Raw genomic sequence first — 19,471 nt, 5'->3', positions numbered from 1 at the left:
GAAGGGGACGAGAAAGATGGAGAAATATTTTATTTCTAAAAGGGAAATACATCTGTACTATGCGGACACAGATATGATGGGCGTTATTTACCACGCCAATTATCTGAAGTTCTTTGAATTGGGACGGACTGCGTTAATTGAAGATCTTGGCTACAACTATTTATCCATGGAGGAAGCCGGTTACTATGCGCCGGTTTATGATATTCAAATTACCTACAAAAAACCATTACGGTACGGCGATCAAGCATTCGTAAAAACCTGGGTCGCCCATAACGATGGAATTAAGACGATTTACGGCTATACAATAATAAATGGAAATGAAGAAGTATGCGCTGAAGGTACTTCGACCCACATTATTGTGAAAAAAGAAAATTTCCGGCCGACATCATTTAAAAAAGTATTTCCGGAATGGTACTTGAAATACGAGGAAATAAAGAAACGGGACTAATCACAGACCCAGGAGGTAATCAGGTTGGCGTTTGGCATTAAAAAACGGGATATTGATGAATGGAAAAGAAAAATCGATTCTGGAGAAATCGCCTTTCTTACTCATTATTGGCTTGATGACCGCTTCCCCGGCTATAAAACTGTCACAAAGGTTGGCTGCGAGGATTTGGATAAGCTGGCTGCCTGGGGAACGAGATATGGTTTAAAGAAGGAATGGATCCATCACCGCAAGGATGGCTATTCTCATTTTGATTTAATCGGCCCTCGGCAAAAAGATATTTTAATACAAGAGGGACAGCTAGAACATATTTGGGATCGTGAAGAAGGCTCACTTGAATAATAAGTGGGCCTTTATTTTCGCTAATAAGTATAAAATTTCTCGAATTTCATACTTTACGCATAAATTCAACTATGCCTCTGTCTTCGTCCTAAGGGACTCGCCAATCGGCGAGTTTTCATTTATACAGGAAGCACCATCAACCCGCTGACTAATAGTAGAGCTATTATCGATGCATGAAGAAAAATAGTAGGGTAAATACTTTTTGTTTTTACCGTAATAATAGCAAAAAATAATCCGATTAAAATAAACAGGATGGTTAATGTAAAGGTTTGGCTAAATAATGAAGTGTTGAAGCCAAAGGCGATGCTTGTCATGACGACCCCTATTTTATTGCCTGCAGTGAGCCTTAAATGGGGAAGGAGAAGACCTCTCCACAATACTTCCTGTAATACAGCATAGGTAATCGAGAACACTAGAATATATAAAAAGGACTGCCCATTGACAGGCATTTTTTTCATATACAAAAGGATGGGGAAGCTTAGTAAAATAACGATAGAAAGTATCAAATAAATAACTTGGGCGGAAGAAGGAACAGAAGGCCTCCCAAAGTAGCTGGACATTTTTCGCTTAAATTTAATTAAAACATAGCGAATCATGAAGATTGGGATAAGCAATAAAAGTTGATTAAACATCACAAAAGAAAAGGCAGACAATCGAAAACGTTCAAGGAATTGACTAGCGTAACCAACCATCAGATTTCCAAGAAAAAACGTTATCAGGACCCACGTGAAAACTCTGCTTTCTTCCTTCAAAAAGGCAATGAACAGCAGCAATACGATCATGAAAGCAAAAAATGGAGTAAATATGCCTCTTGTGTAAAGAAAAGTCATGACCATAAATATAAAGCCTAAAATGATGCCAATGACATTTTTTTGCAGCACCAAAAATCCCCCCATACGCCTTTTACTCAAACAAAAAGGCCCCGACCTATCGGAGCCATTGTACCATATGCTGCTGGATTTCTTGATATTTTTGCTCAGCTTTCGAAAGACCAAACGTCCCGGCTGACTCAAGCGGCACCACACGATAATCTCGATTCGGATTCCTCGTTACAAATGTAGGATAAAAATTAGGATTTGAAAGTACAACTGAACTTCCTTGTTCCGTTGTCTGCTTGGTAACCTCAACCTCGGCCATTCCGCCAATATCTTTATATTCACCGTATTGGGCGGAAATGAAATTACCTAAAGAATAAACTACAAAGGTTTTTCTACCATCTGGATTATCAATCCATTCCATCGGCTGAAGAACATGCGGGTGGGAGCCAAAGATGATATCAGCTCCTTCTCCTGCCAGAAAGCGGGCCAGATCTTTTTGGTCGGTGTTCGGGATTCGCTGGTATTCATTACCCCAATGAATACTTACAACTACCACATCTGCTTTGTCTTTGGCACGATGAATTTCTTCTTGCATATGATCGCGGTTAATCAGGTTGACTAGATAGTCTTTTCCTTTTGGTACAGGAATTCCGTTAGTTCCGTATGTATAGGAAAGAAAGGCGAGCTTAATCCCATTTTTCTCTATAATTCTTAATGTTTCTCTATCCTTTTCATCGACAAAGCTGCCGACATAGCGGAGACCAATCGCATTTAGATAAGCCGCTTCCGACTGAATCCCGCGTTCACCCTTGTCCAATGAATGATTGTTTGCATTGGAGACGATATCAACACCGTTCATAGCTAATGCATCGGCAACCGAGTGTGGACTATTAAAGGTCGGATAACTGGAAAGTCCAAGTTCTGTGCCTCCAAGAACGCTTTCCTGATTGGCGGTAAGCACATCAGGCTTTTCTAAAAGCGCTTTCACATTTTCGAACATTGGGTCGAAATTATAGCTCGCCCCGTTAAAGGCATCCTGATATACAGGACTGTGAATTAGAATATCCCCGATGGCACCAACCGTTATTTTTTGTGTCAACGAATGCTGGAGGTTTTCCATGGGCCGGGACTTGTGAATTGTTGTTGCGTAAACTTTTGCGGTATGATTAGATTGGCTTTGTTGTTTAATCAGGAGGACAGTGGCAAGGAGAGAACAGCCAATAATAATCAACAAGGACGGAATAATGGATTTTTTCATCATATTCTTCTCCTATTATTATTTTGGTTTAATTGTTCTGTGTATCTTTTTATTCTTTGATAATACTATAAATTATTATCTGGCAAATTAAAACATATTTTGACAACATTTTTTTTAACAAGGATGTGATTAAATTGTTTAAAGTAACGGAAGCGGCGTACCGAGTATTAATTAAAACCGTGAATAACGAGAAGAAAACTGCGGATGAGGAACTTTATCTGCGTTTAAGCATGGGAATTGGCTGAGGGGGACCAAAGTTAAATCTGTCTCTGGAGGAGCGGAAAATTAAAGGAGACCTCACCTTTGAGTTTGAGGATCTGATTATTATCATTCATGAAAAGGATTTTGTATATTTTGACCATACAAAGCTAGATTACGTTGAAGATGTAATGGGCAATAAAAAATTTCAATTGTTAAAGATATAAATAAAAACTCGCCGATTGGCGAGTCCGTTATGATGGTTCATAAGGCGTAGTTGAATTTATTCTTTTTTATTAGCCAAAAAAGGCGGAGCTCCAAAATGGCGGGCTCCGCTGTCTTATTTAATCTTCCATTTCCTCAAAAAACTCGATTAATTCTTCAAAATTTCTCGTGACCTTTACAGGAGAACCTACACTCATTTCACCGGATAAAAATTCAATTATAAACTCGTTTACGTCATTGCTATCGGAAACAACACTAGTGTAAATATAGTCCTGGGCAGTTTTTTTCATCTTGTTTCCCTCCAGTCAGTAAGCTATCTTCCTATTTTTATTTTACTTTATAAATTACTTACTGAATGGAAGGAATATGAAATTTATATGAAAATTATAAAAGGAACCAATGAGGTTCCTTTACAGCCATTTTATTTTCGGTTCTGTCTTATTCACGATTCTACGAATATTAGCACGGTGCCGGTAAATAACGAACGATGCCATCAGGGTGATTACGATAAGTAAAGGAATGTCCCATTTTTGTACGAACCCCATGGTAATGACATAAATAATACCGATAATTCCAGCGATCATTGATGATAAAGAAACATATTTGCTAATGTAAAGACTTATAAAGAAAGCTACTACCAGAGTCACGAACAAGATTGGGGCGCTGAACAAAATGACGCCGCCAGATGTAGCAACTGCTTTACCACCTCGGAACCCTGCAAAGATGGGGTAGGTATGTCCAATAACAGCCAATACACCTGGAATCAGTGGGTTCATATCAACATGAATCAGATAGGGCAGTGCTGCTGCTAGAGTCCCTTTTAATATATCAGCAATGGTAACCGCTAATCCCGCTTTCACTCCAAGTGTTCGAAATGTATTGGTTCCCCCTAAATTGCCACTGCCATGCTGGCGAATATCGGTTTTATAAAAAACTTTCCCGACAATTAAGCCAGAGGGGATGGAGCCAAGCAGATAAGCAAGGATTAGAACAACAATAATTTGAATCATTAACTATTTCTCCTCCAAAAAAAGAATCCAGTTCTTCTATTTTACCATGTTATTTTGAAAAAACACTATCTCTTAAATAGTTTATGAGTCAAAACTCCTATAAAAATGTCTTCCCATTTCATATGTCATACCGTACGATAGTATCTGGGGAGGAACAATATTTATGGCTCGTATAGAATATCAAAAAAGTAAGCCAAGTTCACAAAAATGGCTGCTGGGAGGATTGGCAGGAAGCATTTTCCTGATTATTTCCTCGATTTTTATATTTTTCTATCCTTTTGCATCAGAAGAGAAAAAGGTCTATTTTAACGGAAGCAGCCCAATTTTATTTAAAGGGGCACAGCAGGGCAATGCTTTAATTGAAGGGAACAATATCTATATTCCATTCCATTTTTTAAAAGAAAGTATGGACCACTCCATCACTTACGATGAAAAATCGAAATCCGTCATTATTACCACTAAAGATAAAGTAGTGCAAATGCCGACCGATTCGTTAACGTATTTTGTCAACGAAAAGCCTGTTTCTTTACAGCTTTCGCCTATCAAATCGATGGATGGCGATATCTATCTAGCTCTTGACTCCATTCTTGCTTTTTACCCGATTCAGTATCATAGGCTTCCACAAACCGGTGCCATTTGGATACAGCAAGACGGGGAAACATATCAAACTGGAAGAATTATAGATAAAGATATCAACAGGGAAAAGCTTAGGCTTCGGACAAAAGCTTCGTGGCAATCCCCTTATACTGCAGAAATGAACAAAAAGGAAGCTGTTTCAATCGAGGGAGAAAAGGAAGATTTTTATCTTGTCAGGAAGGCTAACGGTATCAGCGGCTATATCAAGAAAGAGTATGTGAAAAAAGAAGAATCCGTGAAAATTTCGATTGTCCGTGAAAGTAAATCATTTCAACTGCCGAAAATAACCGGGCCAATCCATTTGACATGGGAAGCCGTTTATACAAAGAATCCAAATGCCGCAGCGATTCCTGAAATGGCTGGAATTAATGTGGTTTCTCCAACTTGGTTCTCATTGGCGGGAGAAGATGGTTCCATCAAAAACCTAGCATCATTGGAATATAGCAAGTGGGCTCAGGCGAAGGGAATCCATGTGTGGGGACTGTTTTCTAATTCCTTTGACCCGGTATTGACAAACAAAGCTTTCAAGGATTTTGAAACCCGACAGAAGATCATTCGGCAGTTGCTTTATTTCAGCCAAATGTATCAGCTGCAGGGAATCAATTTTGATATCGAAAATGTAAATCCTGAGGACGGACCAATGGTTACACAATTAATAAGGGAGGCAGCCCCATATTTGCATGAAGCGGGTTTAACTGTATCGATGGATATTACATTTTCCGCCGGTGAGAATAACAATTGGTCCTCATTCTATGAAAGGCCAAAGCTTGCTGACATTGCGGATTATTTAATGATCATGGCTTATGATGAACATACCGCAGCTACAGGCCCTGGCAGCGTGGCGAGTCTTCCATGGGTAAAGCGGAATTTGCAAAAACTGCTGACGGAGGTGCCGAAGGAGAAACTTATATTAGGGGTTCCATTGTACGCCCGGCTATGGAAAGAACAAACGAAAGCTGATGGTACGAAAGAGGTCATTGCTCAGGCGCTTTCTATGGAGAAGGTGAAGGCATGGCTGACCGAGCGAGGATTGCGGCCTGCCTATGATGAGGAAAGCGGGCAAAATTATGCGGAATATTATGATGAAACAGAGAAGGCTAATTATAAAATTTGGATTGAAGATGAAATGTCCTTAAAGAAGCGGGCTGAATTGGCAGTGAAATATGAATTAGCCGGAGTCGGAAGCTGGTCAAGACTTTTCGCTGACCAAACGGCATGGACTGCTCTTAACATCCTTTCTGAAAAAAATATCACCAAAAACGAATAACTGGCATGTGCCGGTTCAGGCTGTCGAGAAACTATCGATAGCCTTTTATTTTATCCACTTTCTTTAATGATACACTGCGTTAATTTGTTATAACAATATTAATAAAAGGCCTTTCAACAGGCCCTTTTGCCAGGGATAATCAATAAAAATTTGGTAATTTAGGTTTGAACAAAATTAAAAATTGCCGAGAAAAATACCCTTTTTCGACAATCTGAACTGGCATGTGCCGGTTTTTTGTATTTATTTCCAATAAATTAGGGAGATTTAAAGGCAATTTCTTTACAGAAATATGGAGAATTTTCAAACCATTTGTTAATTCGGTGGAAGGGATGTATCTGTTTTTCTATAATTTAGCTAAAATAAATATAGAAACATAAAGAATAACAGGCCAATATTAATCCACTTGGTCGGTTTTATCATATCTACCATGTTCTCTAAGGGGTGAAAAAACATGAGGAATGAAAAGGAAAATACAAACTTTCAAGAGCTGGCGGAACAATATGAAGCAATCAACAGAATGTTAGAAAACCGGTTACAAGAGGAAATCGTCAAGAATAAGGAAAAAGATCTTATTTTAATCCAGCAGGCAAAAATGGCAGCGATGGGCGAAATGATTGCTGGCATCGGCAGCCAATGGCGCCAGCCTGTAAACAGTTTATTAATGTTAATCCAAGATATCAGAGCTGCCTTGGAATATGGTGAAATAAACGGTCAATACGTCGATCGATTTACAAGAGAAAGCGTGATTCAGCTTGAAAATATGTCGAGGACATTTAGTGATTTTCGGAAATTCTATAAGCCCAATCTTGAAAAAAAATTGTTCTCTGTCAGTGAAGCCATTGAGGATGCGTTGTCAATCTTTTCAATTTGTCTCAAAAACCACGGGATCCAAGTGGACTTTATGTACAGGGGACAACAAATGGCTTACGGGTACCCGAATGATTTCAGTCAAATTGTCCTAAGTCTTTTAATGAACGCTAGGGACTCTTTTGTGGAGAAGGACATTAAGAATCGAAAAATTATCATAAAAATTTGCGAATCAGATAAGTATATTACGGCAGAATTTAAAGATAACGCAGGGGGAATTGAACCTTTCTTGCTAGCTAAGGTATTTGACCCTTATTTTACATCGAGAAGGCAAGGAACTGGACTTGGGCTTTATATGTCTAAAACCATGCTGGAAAATATGAACGGCTATATTTCTATTGAAAATAATGGTGAGGGGGTCAGTGTTTCCATTTCGGTCCCTAAGGTTACTTCCGCTGTCAGACCTGAACTGAACCCGATTTAAGTTGGCTTCCGATTCGTTGGAAGCTTTTCATTATATATTTTTAGTAGATAAAGGTACAATAAGGAAAATATGTTTCTAGGAGTGAAAGAAATGACTATAGAAAATCCAAGCCTTGAAGAAATGGGCGCTATTTTAAAAAACGCAAAAAGGATTGCGGTTGTCGGTTTAAGCAATAATCCCGACAGGACCTCTTATCAAGTATCTAACGTCATGCAAAAGGCGGGCTACGAGATTATTCCCGTAAATCCGACGATCGATGAAGTGCTCGGTGTAAAGGCTGTAAAATCATTAAAGGATATTGAGGGCCATGTAGATATTGTTAATGTTTTTCGCCGCTCAGAGCAATTATTCGATGTGGCAAAAGAATTTGTTGAAATTGATGCTGACGTATTTTGGGCACAGCAAGGACTCGAGAATGAAGAAGCCTATCAATTTTTAAAGGAAAAGGGCTATACCGTCATTATGGACCGCTGCATTAAGGTTATCCATGCTTTAACAAGATCAAGATAACATGAAAAAAAGCTGCCAACGATACTGGCGGCTTTTATTTTTTCTGTCCAAAATATAGGGAAATTAACCATACGAAAAACGATTGTTTTAAATTACTTATTTGCTAAATCGAAATAAATCGCTAAAATAAAGCATAGACGCCAAATGATCTTATGGTAAAATTAAGTAACAAAACGTTTGTTCTATTATTGTTTACGGAAAGAAAAATACATTTTTTATAGATAGCAGGAATCTGTTTTTTAGAATTGTTTTCTTTTTGTAGGGATGAAAGGGGTATTTTTAGTGGCAAGAAATCAACAAGCTTTTGAATACAATGATGATGCCATACAGGTACTAGAAGGACTAGAAGCAGTCAGAAAGCGTCCTGGAATGTACATTGGCAGCACCGATTCACGAGGACTGCATCATCTCGTCTATGAGATTGTCGATAACGCTGTCGATGAAGCGCTTGCAGGCTTTGGTGAACACATCATTGTCAAAATACACAAAGATAATTCGATCAGTGTCGTCGATAAAGGCCGCGGGATGCCGACGGGTATGCATAAAATGGGGAAACCGACACCGGAAGTCATCTTAACCGTGCTTCATGCAGGCGGTAAGTTCGGGCAAGGCGGATATAAAACAAGCGGCGGATTGCACGGTGTTGGTGCTTCTGTTGTAAATGCATTATCAGAATGGTTAATAGTCACCATTAAGAGAGACGGCTTTGTTTATGAACAGCGTTTTGAGAATGGCGGTAAGCCTGTCACAACACTCGAAAAGATCGGCAAAACCAATCAAACCGGAACAACGATCCATTTTAAGCCTGACACCACAATCTTTTCGACTACCACCTATAATTTTGAAACATTGGGTGAACGATTACGAGAATCTGCCTTTTTATTAAAAGGCTTAAAAATAGAAATCATCGATGAGCGAAACAATCTTCATGAGGTTTTCCATTACGAAAATGGAATCGAGGCTTTTGTTGCCTATTTGAACGAGGAGAAAGATTCTCTTCATCCTGTATTCAGCTTTGAAGGCACGCATAATGGCATTGAAGTGGATTTCGCCTTCCAATTTAATGATGGCTATTCTGAAAATGTTCTATCATTCGTTAACAATGTCCGCACAAAGGATGGCGGTACCCACGAGGTTGGTGCTAAAACGGCGATGACGAGGGTATTCAACGATTATGCACGCAAGGTTGGTTTGCTGAAGGAAAAGGATAAAAATCTTGATGGTGCCGATATTCGTGAAGGATTATCCGCGATTGTTTCCGTTCGTATCCCTGAAGAACTATTGCAATTTGAGGGTCAGACAAAAGGGAAATTAGGAACAAGCGAAGCACGGTCTGCTGTTGATTCTGTTGTTTCCGAGCATCTTTCTTACTTTTTGGAAGAAAATCCGGACATCAGTTCCCTGCTTGTTAAAAAGTCGATTAAAGCCTATCAGGCACGGGAAGCGGCCAGAAAAGCGCGTGAAGATGCCCGAAGCGGGAAAAAGCGCAAGCGCACTGAAACGGTATTGTCAGGGAAATTGACACCTGCCCAATCACGAAACCCGCAAAAAAATGAACTCTACTTGGTGGAGGGTGATTCCGCGGGGGGCTCAGCAAAGCAAGGTCGTGACCGCCGTTTCCAGGCTGTGTTGCCGCTAAGAGGTAAGGTTATTAATACAGAAAAGGCCAAGCTTTCCGACATTTTTAAGAATGAAGAGATTAACACGATTATTTATGCTATTGGCGGAGGAGTCGGTTCTGATTTCAATATTGAAGATATCAACTACGACAAAATCATTATTATGACAGACGCTGATACGGACGGAGCGCATATACAAGTTCTTTTGCTGACGTTCTTTTACCGCTATATGAAGCCGCTTGTAGAAGCAGGCAGAGTGTTCATCGCCCTTCCGCCGCTCTTTAAAGTCAGCCGTGGCACAGGCAAGAAAGAAATCATCGAGTATGCCTGGAATGAAGATGAATTGCAGACAGCCATCAAAAAGGTCGGCAGGGGTTATATTATTCAGCGTTATAAAGGTCTTGGCGAAATGAATGCCGACCAGCTTTGGGAAACAACCATGGACCCAGAAACTCGAACGCTGATTCGGGTGAAAATTGACGATGGTGCTCGTGCAGAACGCCGGATCACCACGCTAATGGGTGATAAAGTTGAACCGCGCCGCAAATGGATTGAAAGTAACGTCGCATTCGGATTGGAAGAAGACGATACGATTTTAGAAAATGAAAACATCTCTGTTGCAGATGAGGGGGTTGAAGGATGAGTGCTAGTGAAAAATTCCGCGACTTACCTCTAGAGGACGTCCTTGGCGACCGTTTTGGCCGCTATAGTAAATACATTATTCAAGACCGCGCTTTGCCAGATGCTAGAGACGGTTTAAAGCCGGTTCAGAGAAGAATTTTATATGCCATGCATGTCGAGGGCAATACCCATGACAAAGGCTTCCGGAAAGCCGCCAAAACCGTTGGTAATGTTATTGGTAACTACCACCCGCATGGTGATTCGTCAGTTTATGAAGCGATGGTACGGATGAGCCAGGACTGGAAGGTTCGTAATGTGCTAGTGGAAATGCACGGCAATAATGGTAGTGTTGACGGGGATCCGCCGGCAGCGATGCGTTATACCGAAGCACGGCTTTCGGCGATTGCTGCTGAGCTATTGCGTGATATTGAAAAAGATACGGTTGATTTGATTCCAAACTTCGATGATACATCTAAAGAACCAACCGTTTTGCCAGCAGCGTTCCCGAACCTTCTTGTTAATGGATCTACAGGGATCTCAGCAGGTTATGCGACTGATATTCCCCCACATCACCTAGGCGAGGTCATTGACGGTGTGATAATGAGAATGGATAATCCAGGTGTCACTGTTGATGAATTAATGACAGTGATAAAAGGACCTGATTTCCCAACCGGCGGAATTATCCAAGGGATCGACGGAATTAAAAAAGCTTATGAAACTGGTAAAGGAAAAATCATTGTTCGCGGAAAAGCGGAAATTGAAGATGTCCGCGGCGGCCGACAGCAAATCGTTGTAACGGAAATTCCGTACGAGATCAATAAAGCCAATCTCGTGAAAAAAATCGATGAATTCCGCCTCGACCGTAAAGTCGAAGGAATCTCAGAAGTTCGTGATGAAACAGACCGAACCGGTCTTAGAATCGTCATTGAACTTAAAAAAGATGCCGATGCAGCGGGAGTTTTGAACTATTTATATAAAAACAGCGACCTGCAGATTTCCTACAGTTTTAATATGGTCGCCATCTATAACAGACGGCCCAAACAAATGGGGCTTCGCGAACTGCTGGACGCATATATCCAACATCAAAAAGAAGTCGTGACAAGAAGAACTACCTTTGATTTGAACAAAGCAAAAGAACGCCAGCATATTGTTGAAGGCTTAATGAAGGCCTTATCGATTCTCGATGAAGTGATTGCCACGATTCGGGCATCAAAAGATAAGCGTGATGCGAAGGATAACTTAATCGCTAAATACGCGTTCACAGAGCTTCAGGCAGAAGCAATTGTCTCTTTACAGCTTTATCGCTTAACAAATACCGACATTACGGCTTTAAGAAATGAAGCGGAAGAATTGGCTAAAAAAATCGAAGAGCTGACTAGCATATTAGATAGTGAGAAAAAGCTTCTTTCCGTTATTAAAAAAGAGTTAAAAGAAGTGAAAAAACGCTTTGCTGATGAACGCCGTTCGAAAATTGAAGCAGAAATTCAAGAGCTGAAAATCAACCTAGAAGTTATGGTGCCAAGTGAGGATGTCATTGTGACGGTTACTGAACATGGCTATGTCAAACGGACGAGCCAGCGCTCTTATGCCGCTTCCAACGGTCAGGATTTTGCCATGAAGGAATCAGACCGTATCTTAGCGCAGCTTGATATGAATACACAGGATGTTCTGCTCCTGTTCACGAATAAAGGGAATTACTTATATTGCCCAGTTCATGAGCTTCCTGATATCCGCTGGAAGGACATGGGTCAGCACATCGCGAACATAATTCCAATTGACCGCGATGAAGATATTGTCCAAGCCATACAGGTAAAGGATTTTGAAACAAACGCGTTCCTTGTCTTTATTACCAGAAACGGTATGGTTAAGAAAACCGAACTGAAGCAATATCATGCCCAGCGCTATTCCAAACCACTGGTGGGCGTGAATCTGAAAGATGATGATCAGGTAATTGACGTCCATTTAACAGATGGTACAAAGGAGATATTCCTAATTTCACATTTAGGCTATGCCTTATGGTTTGACGAGGAAGAAGTAAGCATTGTTGGACAGCGGGCAGCCGGGGTGAAAGGAATAAATCTAAAAGATGGCGATTACGTGGTTGGCGGTCAGGCTCTTGAGCCAAACAGTACCCAATCCATTGTAGTGGCCACCCAGCGCGGTGCATTGAAACGAATGAAGTTACGTGAATTTGATAAATCATCCCGTGCAAAACGGGGCGTTGTGATTCTTCGTGAACTAAAAGCCAATCCTCACCGAATAATGGGCTATGTTGCTGCTAAGGATCAGGATGAAATATTTATACAGACAGAAAAAGGCAATATTGAGACAATAAAAACTTCAGACATAAAATTTAGTGACCGCTACTCCAATGGCTCTTTCATTCTAGATGAAGGAGTAAATGGAAAGGTGACAAGAGTTTGGAAGGTCGAAGGTAAAGAAATCCCAGCTGAATAATATTTTCATAAGGGCTCTCTTAAAAAAGAGGGTCTTTTTTTTCATCTTTTTTCCATTCCTGGGCATACTAACTAATAATCAGTATGGGGAGGGATTTATGTGAAAAAAGAAACGCTTTTAGCTGTTTTTGCTTTTTTTATGGTTTCGCTTTCTGCCATTACAGTTGTTTATGCCATTGAAGAAAGAGCAAAAGTGATTACGATATCGAAAGAGGAAGAAGATATCACAGGTGATGGAAAAAACGAGGTCATCCAATTAAAAGGGGAACCCTACCAGGATGATGAAAATAGTTACCTAAAAGAAATTTTCATCGAAATAGATACTTCAGATGGGAAAACTACGACAATTCCACTTGAAAGTGGAGCAAAAGCTGCACTGCAACTGGCAGATATTAATCATGATGGCATAAAGGATGTATTTGCCACTGTTGATACTGATGGCAGCGGCGGAATCGTCGATACATTTTTATGTACGCTTAAAGATTTTGAAAAAAAGGATCTAAGAGTCTCTGAGCCTCTTGATATGGAAACTCATTTTTTAGATGGCTATAAAGCAGAAATCAAAATTAACGCTACAGGTAAATCCTATCTTTTCGACCTTAGAGATCGAAAGGATTATTATAAAAAAATGGGGCTTTATCGAAAAGGAAAACTGAATGAACCAACCGAATTAATGGTGAACCCTTTTAACAGTCTTGAACCTATCCAATTAGATGGGGGAAAATTGGGGTTAAAAGGTATTCAAAAAGTTACCGGAATTGCAAATGCAGATACGATTGCATTAGTGGAGTCTATCTGGTCTTATACAGATGGAAAATGGAAATTAGTTAAGGTGGAAGTAAAAAAAGAAGAGGTTTAGGATAAAAACACAGGAAACCCCTGTGTTTTTTGATGGTCTAGGGCGGCTAGTGTCCTTCGCTCTCCGCCCTACGATAAGTCAACATCGAATCGCTTTCGCTCTTCGTGTTTCCTTTATCTCAGTTGGAGAGCTCCAGGACATACGCCGCTGAACAGGGCGCTTGCGCTTTTGTTCTTGACCGACAAATTGTTTACGAATTATACTTAGGTTGGTAAATAAATTAGTAACCTATCTATTTTGTAGGAGGTGGATAAAAGTGGCAGATTATATTAATAATGCAAATACCACACAAAAACTTCTAAGGGCATTTTCACAGTTTAGAAAATCCGGGTGGCATGATCGGCAAATAGCCGGCTATAATCCCAGTGAAATTAAAGTTCTATTGGCGATAAGGCATGAAACAAACGAGGAGAAACCAGATATGAAGGTTTCCGAGATTAGCAGTATTCTTAGGGTTACGTCTCCAACAGTTACGCAGATTGTTAATAAGCTCGAAAAGGATGACCTTGTTGAACGCAACACCGACCCCATTGACCGACGCGCTGTCAATATTCACCTAACAGAAAAAGGCATCGAAGTTACGAACGAAGCTAAGAAAGCCTTTACTGAAACCTTTGCTGGTTTAATTGATTATTTAGGGGAGGACGACAGTGAGAAGCTTGCTGAGCTTCTCAATAAAGTTTTTAACTATTTCGAGCATACCTATCGTCAATAAGAAATGGAGATGACCAAAATGCTTAAATTAGCGAAATTCCTAAAACCATTTCAGTTCCCTGTTATGCTTGTTTTGGTATTAGTGCTTCTGCAATCCTTGTCTGAACTGTACCTGCCGACATTAATGGCTGATATTGTTGATAAGGGTGTAGTAACAGGCGATACGCATTATATTTGGAAAATTGGCGGGTTCATGCTAATCGTTGCGGCAGGCGGCATGATTTGCTCTGTCAGTGCCAGCTTTTTTTCCGCTAAAGCTGCATCAGGTTTCGGAAAACTATTGCGAACCAAAATCTTCTCTCATGTCGGGGATTTTTCCTTACAGGAATTTGATCAATTTGGAACAGCATCACTCATTACGAGAACAACAAACGATATTACGCAAATACAGCAGGTTCTAATCATGATGCTGAGAATGATGGTCATGGCTCCGATGATGTGCATCGGCGGCATCATCATGGCTTTATCCAAAGACGCCAAACTTTCTTTGGTACTCGCTGTGGCGATTCCCATATTAATCATCATTATCTTAATTGTACAAAGAAATGCCATTCCATTATTTAAAGCAATGCAGGTAAAACTTGATAACCTAAACCGTGTTTTACGGGAAAATTTAACTGGAATTCGTGTGATCCGTTCCTTTAACCGAATCGAGCATGAGAAAAAGCGGTTCGATGAAGCAAGCTGGGATCTTACGCAAACCGCTATAAAGGTCAATAAACTGATGGCTGTTATGATGCCGACGATGATGATTATCCTAAACCTGACAACAGTAGCGATTATCTGGTTTGGAGGCATCCGCATCAGCAATGGGCACATGGAAGTGGGAGACATGATGGCCTTTATCCAATACGCGATGCAAATCATGTTCTCCTTCCTGATGTTATCAATGATGTTTGTGATGATTCCAAGAGCTTCTGTTTCAGCGGGAAGAATTATTGAGGTGCTAGATATAACTGCTGATATTAAAAATCCAACAACTCCCCGTCCCCCAGTAAGCAGCAATGGGGAGGTTGAATTTCAAAATGTCAGCTTTTCTTATCCAGGAGCTGAAATGCCTGCTATTTCGAATATTTCTTTTAAAATGAGGCAAGGTGAAATCACCGCGATTATCGGCGGAACCGGATCAGGTAAATCAACGCTTATCAATTTGATTCCTCGCTTTTATGACGCTGGCAGCGGCAAAGTGTTGGTTGATGGAATCGATGTACGAGAAATGACTCAGGAATTACTTCGAAAAAAAATTGGCTTTGTCCCGCAGCAAGCCGTTCTTTTTACAGGAACTATTTCGGAAAATATATTATACGGCAAAGAAGAGGCATCGGATGAAGAAGTGCGACATGCCGCTGAAATTGCCCAAGCGGCAGAGTTTATTAACGAAATGCCTGAAGGCTACAACACGCTGATTGCCCAAGGAGGAACAAATGTTTCGGGCGGGCAGAAACAGCGTTTATCCATAGCACGTGCGCTTGTCCGAAGACCGGAAATCTATATTTTCGATGACAGCTTTTCCGCTTTAGATTTTAAAACAGATGCCAAGCTTCGGGCGGCATTAAAAGAAGAAACTCAGCAATCTACAGTATTAATTGTTGCCCAGCGAGTCAGCACCATCATCGATGCGGATCAGATTATCGTCCTTGATAATGGCGAGATAGCTGGAATTGGTAAACATAAAGAGCTGATGGAAACCAGCAAAGTTTATCGTGAAATTGTCATGTCTCAGCTTTCTGAGGAGGAAATTGCATGAGTAAAGATTCACAGAATCATAGACCTCAACAAGGACCGGGTCCTCGGGGGCCAGGCGGCGGATTTGGTCCTATGGGAATGGGTGCCCCAGTTCAAAAAGCAAAGGATTTTAAAGGAACACTGAAGCGGTTAATTACCTATTTAAAGCCATATAAAATGCAGCTTATAGCGGTTCTCATCACGGCCATCATCAGTACTATTTTTGCCATAGTCAGTCCAAAAATCATGGGGAAAGCGACAACCAAGTTGTTTGAAGGCTTGATGATGAAGTTTCGTGGTGTGCCTGGAGCAAAGATTGATTTTGAATACATCGGGCATATCATTTTATTATTAATTGGGCTTTATATTTTAAGTGCTGTTTTTGCATACATTCAGCAATATATTATGGCAGGAGTGGCACAAAAAACAGTTTACCAGCTTCGTAAGGAAGTAGAAGAAAAGCTAAACCGTCTGCCATTAAAATATTTTGATGCACGCACCCATGGTGAAATCCTTAGCCGGGCAGTAAATGATGTCGACAACATCAGCACCACCCTGCAGCAAAGCTTAACCCAGCTGATTACCTCAGTGGTTACCCTAATTGGTGTTATTGTTATGATGCTTTCGATTAGTCCGCTAATGACATTGATCGTGGTGGTGACACTGCCACTTAGTTTTATTGCGACAGCAAATATTGCCAAACGTTCACAAGCCTATTTCAAGGGACAGCAAAAGGCGCTTGGCCAGCTAAACGGACATGTTGAAGAAATGTATACCGGCCATAAGGTTATTAAGGTTTTTGGACGTGAGGAAAAGTCTATTGAACAATTTGAAGAAATCAATGAAAGACTTTATCAAGCTGGCTGGAAGGCGCAATTTATGTCAGGGTTGATTATGCCATTCATGTCGTTTATCAATAACATTGGTTATGTACTTGTATCTGTGGCAGGCGGGATATTGGTCACAAAAAAAGCGATTGAAATTGGCGATATTCAGGCATTTATCCAATATGCCAGACAATTTTCCCAACCGATTACCCAGACCGCGATGATTGCCAATGTGATTCAGTCAACGGTGGCCAGCGCAGAGCGGGTGTTTGAAATCCTCGATGAAACAGAGGAGATTCCGGAAGCTGCTACAGCAAAAAAGCTAGCTGATCCAAAGGGCGAGGTAAAATTCGAGGATGTTTCTTTCGGATATAAAGAAAATGAATCATTAATCGAGGATATGAACATTGAAGTAAGACCAGGGCAAAAGGTTGCCATTGTTGGCCCGACCGGAGCGGGTAAAACAACACTAATTAATCTATTAATGCGTTTTTACGAAATCAATTCCGGTAAAATTTTGATTGATGGAATCGATACACGGGATATGAAGAGAGAACACCTGCGCGGTTTATTTGGAATGGTGCTGCAGGATACATGGCTCTTTAACAGTACAATTCGTGACAACATCGCGTATGGAAGGGATGGAGCAACAGAAGAAGAAATTGTTGCTGCTGCACAAGCTGCTAATGCAGACCACTTTATCCGCACGTTGCCTGACGGCTATGATACGATCTTAAATGAGGAAGCTTCGAATATTTCTCAGGGGCAAAAGCAGCTATTAACAATTGCTAGGGCAATTCTTGCAGATCCCGCGATGTTAATCCTTGACGAGGCTACAAGCAGCGTTGATACCCGGACCGAAGTCCAGATTCAAAAGGCGATGGATCATTTGATGAAGGGTCGCACAAGCTTTATCATAGCCCACCGGCTATCAACTATCCGCGACGCAGATATTATTCTAGTCATGAACAACGGCCGAGTTATTGAAAAGGGAAATCATCAGGAATTGTTGGAGAAAGACGGGTTCTATGCAGATTTATATAATAGTCAGTTTTCCGGTGGACGTATGAAAAATGCAGGATAAATTTACAAAAAAGCGCCAAGAACTGCTTTCCTAGTGAAGCAGCCCTTAGCGCTTTTTTTGTGCAATTAGATTGAAATAGCGACAATTTATTTATTGCCTGCAAAGGGATTGAAACTTTTGTAGCTTATTTCAATGGGAAGTAAACGCGGAAAAGATAAATATTCATAAATGGTTTATGGCGTAATTGACATATACTATTAACATTAAGGAGATGAAAAAATGGAAGAAGATTTTTATTTCTCAAAAAAACAATTTATTAAAGGTTTAAAGATGCCGAAAAGTATAGATGGCTTGATGATGAAAAGAGGGGATGTATCACTCGCTAAGATTAATGGTGAATGGAAAAAATACACAGAATCTGTACCAAGAGGAAGAAAACCATTATCGAATCATGATGATCTGGTTTTGATTGGCTATGGTAACGATGTTGAAATTGAACGTGAAAAGCTTTCACAGGAACAAATTGAAACTTTGATTATAGAAATGGAAAATAATCATTAATTCAAAATACTAAACAACGAACAATGGGCATCTAGCCCATTGTTTTTTTTACTAACAGATCAGGGGAAAAGTGTTGACAATGACTAAAAATAGATGATATAATTAAAAATTTTGTTATTTTGGAGTCGTATGGTATACTTAAGATGTACTAAATTTGGAGGTGGTTAGTTGTTTCAAGTTGGTGATTGCATCGTTTATCCAATGCAGGGAGCAGGAGTTATTGAAGCAATAGAAGTAAAGGAAATTCAAGGTGAAAAACAGCAGTATTATATAATAAATATGCGAATCAATAAAATGCAAGTCATGATCCCTATCGCAAAAGCAGACAAATCAAGAATTCGTTTAGCTACCGATTTGATTACACTTGAAAACGTATTGGACATTTTTTATCATGGTGTAACCGATACAACCCTTTCGATGAAAGAAAGATACAAAATTAATTTGGAAAAACTTAAATCAGGTAATATCCAAGAAGGTGCTGAAGTTGTACGGGACTTAATGAGAATAAACAAAAATAAATCGCTCAATTCAAGCGAAAAGCAGATGCTGGAGAGTGCGCGAAGGATTTTTATTAGTGAACTTGGTTTAATTAGAGGTATAACTGAAAATCAAGCAATAGATTTATTAAACAACAAGGTAGGATAAATGTTTTATTTCAAAGTTTAACTTTCACGCGCAAGTCTTTAAGAAACCCCTTTTGTTTAAAAGGGATTTTTTCTTATGTTTTGAACATTGTTCTCATATTAAAGTATATTCTAGAAATTTCTATAAAGGGAGGGAGAAAAAATGTACGAGGCAAAAGGTTTTCAAAGTACAGACTTTGCAGAACTTATTCTGCTTGTTAATGATTTTCTTGGCACATTAGAGGTGGGAAAGCTTATTGATGTTAAATACAATTCTGTTCCTCTTGCTGTAAGCGCACATACAGAATATGGGGTTTATCCAGATACAAAATACACCGCAATGATTATAATAAAGAAATAGTCATCTTAAAAAGTCTAAAAGTCTAACTATATGATAAATTTTTTGTCTTCTTGCAATTTTTTACAAAAAATGCGATAATTA

General features: G+C 39.9%; 18 protein-coding genes. 14 read left to right on the top strand and 4 right to left on the bottom strand.

Annotated features, from left to right (window positions below):
• Positions 1 to 16: 16 nt before the first annotated feature.
• Entirely contained in the window at positions 17 to 448 is a 432-nt protein-coding gene (locus KHA99_RS01590; RefSeq protein WP_213115682.1) for an acyl-CoA thioesterase, read from the top strand.
• Positions 449 to 472: 24 nt separating this feature from the next.
• Positions 473 to 787 (top strand): hypothetical protein, encoded by a 315-nt coding sequence (locus KHA99_RS01585; RefSeq protein ID WP_213115681.1) that lies wholly within the window; start codon positions 473 to 475, stop codon positions 785 to 787.
• A gap of 119 nt (positions 788 to 906) precedes the next feature.
• On the opposite strand, the gene KHA99_RS01580 is transcribed toward KHA99_RS01585, so the two are convergent.
• From KHA99_RS01580 to plsY, 4 genes are all read right to left on the bottom strand, one after another.
• Complete coding sequence (locus KHA99_RS01580) at positions 907 to 1,668, bottom strand: CPBP family intramembrane glutamic endopeptidase (protein ID WP_213115680.1); 762 nt, start codon at positions 1,666 to 1,668, stop codon at positions 907 to 909.
• A gap of 46 nt (positions 1,669 to 1,714) precedes the next feature.
• The gene (locus KHA99_RS01575; protein WP_213115679.1) at positions 1,715 to 2,866 is read right to left on the bottom strand and encodes a CapA family protein; all 1,152 of its coding nucleotides are present in this window, start codon (positions 2,864 to 2,866) and stop codon (positions 1,715 to 1,717) included.
• A 539-nt stretch (positions 2,867 to 3,405) separates the two neighbouring features.
• A complete protein-coding gene (locus tag KHA99_RS01570) occupies positions 3,406 to 3,576 on the bottom strand; it encodes a hypothetical protein (protein WP_213115678.1) in 171 nt (56 codons plus the stop codon).
• A 120-nt stretch (positions 3,577 to 3,696) separates the two neighbouring features.
• Positions 3,697 to 4,296, bottom strand: coding sequence for a glycerol-3-phosphate 1-O-acyltransferase PlsY (plsY, locus tag KHA99_RS01565; protein WP_213115677.1), 600 nt, complete (start codon positions 4,294 to 4,296; stop codon positions 3,697 to 3,699).
• A gap of 163 nt (positions 4,297 to 4,459) precedes the next feature.
• On the opposite strand from plsY, the gene KHA99_RS01560 reads away from it, so the two are divergent.
• The 12 genes from KHA99_RS01560 (at position 4,460) to KHA99_RS01505 (ending at position 19,390) form a co-directional block, all read left to right on the top strand.
• Entirely contained in the window at positions 4,460 to 6,199 is a 1,740-nt protein-coding gene (locus KHA99_RS01560; protein WP_213115676.1) for a glycosyl hydrolase family 18 protein, read from the top strand.
• Between the two features lie 451 nt (positions 6,200 to 6,650).
• A complete protein-coding gene (locus tag KHA99_RS01555; RefSeq protein ID WP_213115675.1) occupies positions 6,651 to 7,490 on the top strand; it encodes a sensor histidine kinase in 840 nt (279 codons plus the stop codon).
• Between the two features lie 90 nt (positions 7,491 to 7,580).
• A complete protein-coding gene (locus KHA99_RS01550; protein ID WP_213115674.1) occupies positions 7,581 to 8,000 on the top strand; it encodes a CoA-binding protein in 420 nt (139 codons plus the stop codon).
• 282 nt (positions 8,001 to 8,282) lie between these two features.
• A complete protein-coding gene (gene parE, locus KHA99_RS01545; protein WP_213115673.1) occupies positions 8,283 to 10,262 on the top strand; it encodes a DNA topoisomerase IV subunit B in 1,980 nt (659 codons plus the stop codon).
• The gene (gene parC / locus KHA99_RS01540) at positions 10,259 to 12,697 is read left to right on the top strand and encodes a DNA topoisomerase IV subunit A (RefSeq protein ID WP_213115672.1); all 2,439 of its coding nucleotides are present in this window, start codon (positions 10,259 to 10,261) and stop codon (positions 12,695 to 12,697) included. The genes parE and parC overlap by 4 nt, the downstream gene beginning before the upstream one ends.
• A 99-nt stretch (positions 12,698 to 12,796) precedes the next feature.
• On the top strand, positions 12,797 to 13,555 hold the full coding sequence (locus tag KHA99_RS01535; RefSeq protein ID WP_213115671.1) for a YybI family spore inner coat protein: 759 nt from the start codon (positions 12,797 to 12,799) through the stop codon (positions 13,553 to 13,555).
• Positions 13,556 to 13,811: 256 nt separating this feature from the next.
• A complete protein-coding gene (locus tag KHA99_RS01530) occupies positions 13,812 to 14,270 on the top strand; it encodes a MarR family winged helix-turn-helix transcriptional regulator (protein WP_284037776.1) in 459 nt (152 codons plus the stop codon).
• An 18-nt stretch (positions 14,271 to 14,288) separates the two neighbouring features.
• Entirely contained in the window at positions 14,289 to 16,016 is a 1,728-nt protein-coding gene (locus tag KHA99_RS01525; RefSeq protein ID WP_213115670.1) for an ABC transporter ATP-binding protein, read from the top strand.
• Positions 16,013 to 17,905 carry an ABC transporter ATP-binding protein gene (locus KHA99_RS01520; protein WP_213115669.1) on the top strand — a complete coding sequence of 631 codons (1,893 nt, stop codon included), beginning with the start codon at positions 16,013 to 16,015 and terminating at the stop codon, positions 17,903 to 17,905. The genes KHA99_RS01525 and KHA99_RS01520 overlap by 4 nt, the downstream gene beginning before the upstream one ends.
• 219 nt (positions 17,906 to 18,124) lie before the next feature.
• A complete protein-coding gene (locus tag KHA99_RS01515) occupies positions 18,125 to 18,406 on the top strand; it encodes a hypothetical protein (RefSeq protein ID WP_213115668.1) in 282 nt (93 codons plus the stop codon).
• 168 nt (positions 18,407 to 18,574) lie between these two features.
• Positions 18,575 to 19,051: a CarD family transcriptional regulator gene (locus KHA99_RS01510; RefSeq protein ID WP_213115667.1), complete on the top strand. Its 477-nt coding sequence runs from the start codon at positions 18,575 to 18,577 to the stop codon at positions 19,049 to 19,051.
• A gap of 141 nt (positions 19,052 to 19,192) precedes the next feature.
• On the top strand, positions 19,193 to 19,390 hold the full coding sequence (locus tag KHA99_RS01505; RefSeq protein ID WP_213115666.1) for a sporulation protein Cse60: 198 nt from the start codon (positions 19,193 to 19,195) through the stop codon (positions 19,388 to 19,390).
• The last annotated feature ends 81 nt before the right edge of the window (positions 19,391 to 19,471 follow it).

It is taken from the genome of Neobacillus rhizophilus, assembly GCF_018343535.1.
Classification (GTDB): domain Bacteria; phylum Bacillota; class Bacilli; order Bacillales; family Cytobacillaceae; genus Neobacillus; species Neobacillus rhizophilus.
This window is presented reverse-complemented; position numbering and strand designations above follow the sequence as displayed.

What these genes read in the sequence shown, in the direction of transcription:
- parC (WP_213115672.1), top strand. Translation starts at nt 10,259, where the DNA reads ATGAGTGCTAGTGAAAAATTCCGCGACTTACCTCTAGAGGACGTCCTT.
- KHA99_RS01555 (WP_213115675.1), top strand. Translation starts at nt 6,651, where the DNA reads ATGAGGAATGAAAAGGAAAATACAAACTTTCAAGAGCTGGCGGAACAA.
- KHA99_RS01520 (WP_213115669.1), top strand. Translation starts at nt 16,013, where the DNA reads ATGAGTAAAGATTCACAGAATCATAGACCTCAACAAGGACCGGGTCCT.
- KHA99_RS01570 (WP_213115678.1), bottom strand. Translation starts at nt 3,576, where the DNA reads ATGAAAAAAACTGCCCAGGACTATATTTACACTAGTGTTGTTTCCGAT.
- plsY (WP_213115677.1), bottom strand. Translation starts at nt 4,296, where the DNA reads ATGATTCAAATTATTGTTGTTCTAATCCTTGCTTATCTGCTTGGCTCC.
- KHA99_RS01575 (WP_213115679.1), bottom strand. Translation starts at nt 2,866, where the DNA reads ATGATGAAAAAATCCATTATTCCGTCCTTGTTGATTATTATTGGCTGT.
- KHA99_RS01550 (WP_213115674.1), top strand. Translation starts at nt 7,581, where the DNA reads ATGACTATAGAAAATCCAAGCCTTGAAGAAATGGGCGCTATTTTAAAA.
- KHA99_RS01590 (WP_213115682.1), top strand. Translation starts at nt 17, where the DNA reads ATGGAGAAATATTTTATTTCTAAAAGGGAAATACATCTGTACTATGCG.
- KHA99_RS01515 (WP_213115668.1), top strand. Translation starts at nt 18,125, where the DNA reads ATGGAAGAAGATTTTTATTTCTCAAAAAAACAATTTATTAAAGGTTTA.
- KHA99_RS01525 (WP_213115670.1), top strand. Translation starts at nt 14,289, where the DNA reads ATGCTTAAATTAGCGAAATTCCTAAAACCATTTCAGTTCCCTGTTATG.
- KHA99_RS01505 (WP_213115666.1), top strand. Translation starts at nt 19,193, where the DNA reads ATGTACGAGGCAAAAGGTTTTCAAAGTACAGACTTTGCAGAACTTATT.
- KHA99_RS01560 (WP_213115676.1), top strand. Translation starts at nt 4,460, where the DNA reads ATGGCTCGTATAGAATATCAAAAAAGTAAGCCAAGTTCACAAAAATGG.